This is a genomic window from Methylomagnum sp. (genome assembly GCF_054333355.1).
This window is the reverse complement of record NZ_JBTEKS010000467.1, coordinates 1-3,160: the sequence shown is the minus strand read 5'-3', so window position 1 is coordinate 3,160 and position 3,160 is coordinate 1. Positions and strand designations below refer to the sequence as shown.

Genomic DNA, 3,160 nt, shown 5'->3' with positions numbered 1-3,160 from the left:
TGGCGGTCGCCGACCCACTCCCACGGCGTCAAAACGCTCTAACCCCGCTTCACGTCGTAAGCCTCGCTTTCCAGCCCGGTGTCGGGCAGCAAGCCCTGCCGCACATTCAACCCGGCGGCCTCCGCCGCCCGCGCCGCGTTGTCGTCGAATTCCAAGCCCTCGGCGGCATAGCCCAGCGATTGCGCCCGTTTCACGAAAGGCGCCGCTGCCGCGGCGGCGTGGGTGTAATACGCCTCGTAGGCCATGCCGATGGTGGCGGGCGTGGGGCGCGGGTGCAGAGAACCGGCCCGGCAACGGTGCATCCGCCAGCGCCCCGTGGCACAGAAGAAAATCCGGTCCCGCAATTCCGGGTGGACCAATTCGCGGTCGGGACTGCCGCAGACGGGGCAATCGGCTTGGGTTTCCAGACCATCCGCTGGCCAATCGGTTTCCGGGGGGCTAGCGAGGGGGCGGCGTTCACATTCAACACGGTAGTTTCTCCATGCTGGCAATCGCGTAACTATAATTGATGGGCAGGACATCAAAATAATTATCAGAAGCCTAGCGGAGCCTTGCCCATGTCGATTGAATTCCTCGCCGCTATTGTCGGAGCGGTTCCCGCCGTCTTCAGCCTGCCCGGCACCGTCGAATTGGCCTTTCTCGCCAGCGGTGCCTCATCGCCCAATTGCTGGTGGGGGGAGAGCCATGCCCGACACGCTGGATTTCTTCGGCGTCCCATCGCCAACACCCGCATGGACGAGGCGCTGGACTGGATCGTGGGTCGGGTACGGGAGAAAGCGCCATCCCTCGTGGCCTTTGTGAACCCGGATTGCCTGAATATCGCCTACCGGCACGCCGAATATCATAAAATCCTGGCACACGCGGCGCGGGTTCTACCGGACGGCATCGGCATCTTCTACTCCGGGCGCATCCCCCGCGCTGGATGCGGGAAATCGGCACGGAATGGCTGTTTCGGCTGATGCAGGAGCCGGGACATTGCATCTCGGCAGCCCATTGTTTTTGTATAGAGTTTGGCGTCAACGAATGAAAGGTGCTTCCCATGCCACGGCCCGCCCAGATTGATTACGACACCTCCGACGAGCTGCGGGAACTCCTGATCCGCCGCTTCGAGGATTTGCGCGGCACCCCGCTCCGCCATCGGCTGAGCTTCCATCTCAAGCGCCTGACCTGGGTCGCCCCGTCGCGGGGCGAGGAAGCGCCGGGGGAGATTCTCGACAAGATTCCCGGCGGGCGGGCCGATTGCTATCGGGAGGGCGTCGCCACCCTGTTCAGTCGGCGGGCATGGGCGGGTGGGAGCCGTTCATGCTGATTCTGGTGGTCGATGACGATCCCACGTCTCGGCTGTTCCTGTCCGCGACGCTGCGCAAGCGCGGCTACGATGTTGCGACCGCCCGCAATGGGGGTGAGGCGTTCGCGCTGATTCAGGCGCGGCGGGCGCGGCTGGTCATCAGCGATTGGAACATGCCGGAGCTGACCGGCCCAGAGCTTTGCCGAGCCGTCCGCTCGGCGAACCTGTCCCACTATGTCTATTTCATCCTGCTCACGGTGCGGAACGACAAGGGCTCGCTGATGGAAGGCATGGAGGCGGGCGCCGACGATTTCCTGGTGAAGCCCATTGATCCGCAGGAATTGCAGGCCAGGGTGCGGGCCGGGGTGCGGGTGTTGACGCTTGAGCAGGAGTTGGATGAGCGCAACGACGCCCTGGACAAGCTCAACGCCGAATTGTCCGGGGCCTACGAAATCATGAAGAAGGACGTTGCCACGGCGGCGGCGATTCAGAAATCCCTGCTGCCCCAGCCCTGCCACCGGCCCGAGGCCAAAGTGGATTGGCTGTTCATTCCCAGCAGCCTATTGGCGGGCGACATGCTGGGCTATTTCCCGGTGGACGGCACCCATCTGGCCTTTTTCCAAATCGACGTGTCCGGCCATGGCGTGTCCTCGGCCCTCATTTCTTTCGCCACCAGCAAGCTGCTCTGGCCGGAGCGGCGCAGCGAAATCCGTTCGCCCGCCCACGGGGCGGGAGGGGGCGACGGCGACCTGCCGTTTTTGTCCCCCGAGCAAGCCATCGCCGAACTCAACCGCCGCTTCTGCAAGGAGCCGGAGTCGGATTCCTACTTCCTGACCATGGTCTATGGCGTCCTGGACACCGAGTCCGGTCGGGTCGGGCTGAGTTCGGCGGGGCATCCGCCGCCCTTGCTGTGGCGCCACGCCGACCGCTCGTTCGTGGAGTCCAAGGTGCGCGGCCTGCCGGTGGGGGTGCTGGACGACAGCCGCTATCAGTCGGAATATCTGCCCTTTCGGCCCGGCGACCGTTTATATGTTTACACTGACGGCATCGTCGAATGTCCCAATTCGGAAGGGGAGCTATTCGGCTACGAGCGGTTCCGCGACGCCCTGGCCCGTTTCGCCGACCTGTCCCTGGCGGACACCAAGGCGGCGGTGAGTGAGGCGCTGCGAATTTGGCGGGGCAACGATGCGTTCCCCGACGATATCAGCCTGTTAATTTTGGAGAGGTAAATCATGAGCTTGCCAGGCGTAAGCGTGGCCATCGGCAACGATCCCAAGAACCTGTTGCTGGCGACGGCGGTGATCCGGGTTCTGTGTGAATTCGTCGGATTATCGGGCCGGGAGACGGCGCTGGTGGAGATTGCGGTGGCCGAGGCCGTGAGCAATGCGATGCTGCACGCCTACCCCAGCCAGCCCGATGCGGAAATTGGGCTGGTGGCGCGTTGCGAGCCGGGCGTGATGGTGATTGAGCGCCGTGAGACCGGCGTTCCCATCCCGGCCTTGCCGGACAACCCCAAAATGCCGGACCCTTTGGCGGAGACGGGGCGGGGCTGGCCCCTGATTTTCGCGGGGGTGGATTCGGTGGCGTTCCGCATCGAGAACGGCGTCAATATTCTCACGCTCACCAAGCGCCTGCCCGTGTGAGGGGGCGGTCATCTTGGCCGTGGGCGTGTGCACGAAGGCCGAGCGCTGGATCTACTTCCAGAACGGCGCCACGCAGATCCCGCAGAACTTCCAGTTCACGACGCCGAACGAGGTGGCGGAGGAGGAGCGCTGCGGCAAGGTCGTGTTCTCCGACATGCACGTCTCGGCCGACTCGACGTCGCCGAGCAACGGCACGTTCCCGAACAACTGCTCGACCGCTGCGCTGACC

7 protein-coding genes are annotated in these 3,160 nt (G+C 64.2%); 6 read left to right on the top strand and 1 reads right to left on the bottom strand.

Annotated elements, in window-relative coordinates:
* Nucleotides 1–38: 38 nt before the first annotated feature.
* On the bottom strand, nucleotides 39–491 hold the full coding sequence (locus ACXWUF_RS21150) for a hypothetical protein (protein WP_458496529.1): 453 nt from the start codon (nucleotides 489–491) through the stop codon (nucleotides 39–41).
* 66 nt (nucleotides 492–557) lie between these two features.
* Here ACXWUF_RS21150 and ACXWUF_RS21145 point away from each other — a divergent pair, with 66 nt between their 5' ends.
* The 6 genes from ACXWUF_RS21145 to ACXWUF_RS21120 all read left to right on the top strand — a co-directional run.
* Nucleotides 558–959, top strand: a complete 402-nt coding sequence (locus tag ACXWUF_RS21145; protein WP_458496528.1) for a hypothetical protein — start codon at nucleotides 558–560, stop codon at nucleotides 957–959.
* On the top strand, nucleotides 923–1,027 hold the full coding sequence (locus tag ACXWUF_RS21140; protein WP_458496527.1) for a hypothetical protein: 105 nt from the start codon (nucleotides 923–925) through the stop codon (nucleotides 1,025–1,027). The genes ACXWUF_RS21145 and ACXWUF_RS21140 overlap by 37 nt, the downstream gene beginning before the upstream one ends.
* A gap of 12 nt (nucleotides 1,028–1,039) precedes the next feature.
* On the top strand, nucleotides 1,040–1,309 hold the full coding sequence (locus ACXWUF_RS21135) for a hypothetical protein (RefSeq protein ID WP_458496526.1): 270 nt from the start codon (nucleotides 1,040–1,042) through the stop codon (nucleotides 1,307–1,309).
* A complete protein-coding gene (locus tag ACXWUF_RS21130; RefSeq protein ID WP_458496525.1) occupies nucleotides 1,303–2,517 on the top strand; it encodes a PP2C family protein-serine/threonine phosphatase in 1,215 nt (404 codons plus the stop codon). The genes ACXWUF_RS21135 and ACXWUF_RS21130 overlap by 7 nt, the downstream gene beginning before the upstream one ends.
* Nucleotides 2,518–2,520: 3 nt before the next feature.
* Nucleotides 2,521–2,931, top strand: a complete 411-nt coding sequence (locus tag ACXWUF_RS21125; RefSeq protein WP_458496524.1) for an ATP-binding protein — start codon at nucleotides 2,521–2,523, stop codon at nucleotides 2,929–2,931.
* Between the two features lie 13 nt (nucleotides 2,932–2,944).
* The coding region (locus tag ACXWUF_RS21120) for a hypothetical protein (protein ID WP_458496523.1) at nucleotides 2,945–3,160 on the top strand (216 nt) is incomplete at its 3' end.

What these genes read in the sequence shown, in the direction of transcription:
- ACXWUF_RS21135 (WP_458496526.1), top strand. Translation starts at nt 1,040, where the DNA reads ATGCCACGGCCCGCCCAGATTGATTACGACACCTCCGACGAGCTGCGG.
- ACXWUF_RS21125 (WP_458496524.1), top strand. Translation starts at nt 2,521, where the DNA reads ATGAGCTTGCCAGGCGTAAGCGTGGCCATCGGCAACGATCCCAAGAAC.
- ACXWUF_RS21130 (WP_458496525.1), top strand. Translation starts at nt 1,303, where the DNA reads ATGCTGATTCTGGTGGTCGATGACGATCCCACGTCTCGGCTGTTCCTG.
- ACXWUF_RS21140 (WP_458496527.1), top strand. Translation starts at nt 923, where the DNA reads ATGCGGGAAATCGGCACGGAATGGCTGTTTCGGCTGATGCAGGAGCCG.
- ACXWUF_RS21145 (WP_458496528.1), top strand. Translation starts at nt 558, where the DNA reads ATGTCGATTGAATTCCTCGCCGCTATTGTCGGAGCGGTTCCCGCCGTC.